The 814-nt window shown below is 48.8% G+C and carries 2 protein-coding genes; both read right to left on the bottom strand.

Annotation, left to right across the window (positions count from 1 at the left end; genetic code table 11):
* Positions 1–272, bottom strand: a 272-nt coding sequence (locus tag ACVBEF_RS21290; protein WP_447125887.1) for a hypothetical protein, incomplete at its 3' end; no start/stop codon positions are given.
* Between the two features lie 323 nt (positions 273–595).
* Positions 596–814 (bottom strand): hypothetical protein (locus ACVBEF_RS21285; RefSeq protein WP_447125886.1); only part of this gene is annotated, 219 nt, incomplete at its 5' end.

Below are 814 nucleotides of genomic sequence, written 5' to 3'. Positions count from 1 at the left end.
GTGTCGATGGCGAATGTTTTCAATACCTCGCAATCGGTAACACTGAGCGCTAGCGCGGCAGTATTAGCAGGATTGGGATTGGATTGGTAAGCCTCATTGGCTTCGATAATGTTGATAAATAAAGTAAAGGCTTGAGAAAATGCGGCGGTGCGGGTAGCGAAGTCGAGCATGAAAATAGACTGCTCACAGTCGATAGCGTCGCTGAGTTTTTGATGGTTTTGGTTAGGGGAAGTGGCGTCTGAAGATTGTTCGGGAGCTTTGGTATTGGGCATCGTTCGATCCTTTAGTCTGGGCTTTGCCGGTCCCGTTGGATAACGGGGTGGGCGGCGGATGACGGGTTTGACAGACTGGGTGTTTGAACCAATAACCAGCAAGCCCGAAGGCTTCCCCGGCACCGCCGCCCAGAGAGGGCGAACTTAGGGCCCAGACCGCATGACGCGGTCCGGGTTCAAACATCGCAGGCTGTCATACCTGAGTTCCTTTGTGAGGAACCGCTGACACAATAACTCCACAAAAAACTGAGGTCAACTGGAAAATAATGGTTTTTAATGATTCTAGTTTTATTCGGTTTTTTTCTCGTTAAAACGTTTTTTGTTCAGCAGATGCTGTGATCAATTATCCATTTCAAACGGCTGATTTGAAATTGTTTTTGACCTTGCAGGCGCAGCCACAGTTGCTGTTGCTTTTGAAGTGGCCGTTGCTTTTGACCTTGCAGGCGCAGCCACAGTTGCAGTTGCTTTTGAAGTGGCCGTTGAAGTGGCTTTTGAATTGGCAGTTGACCTACCCCGTCATTTGACGCTGCCAAATTTTCCTG

It is taken from the genome of Glaciimonas sp. GG7, assembly GCF_052976905.1.
Note: the sequence above shows the minus strand (reverse complement) of the source record. Positions and strands in the feature narration are given on the sequence as shown.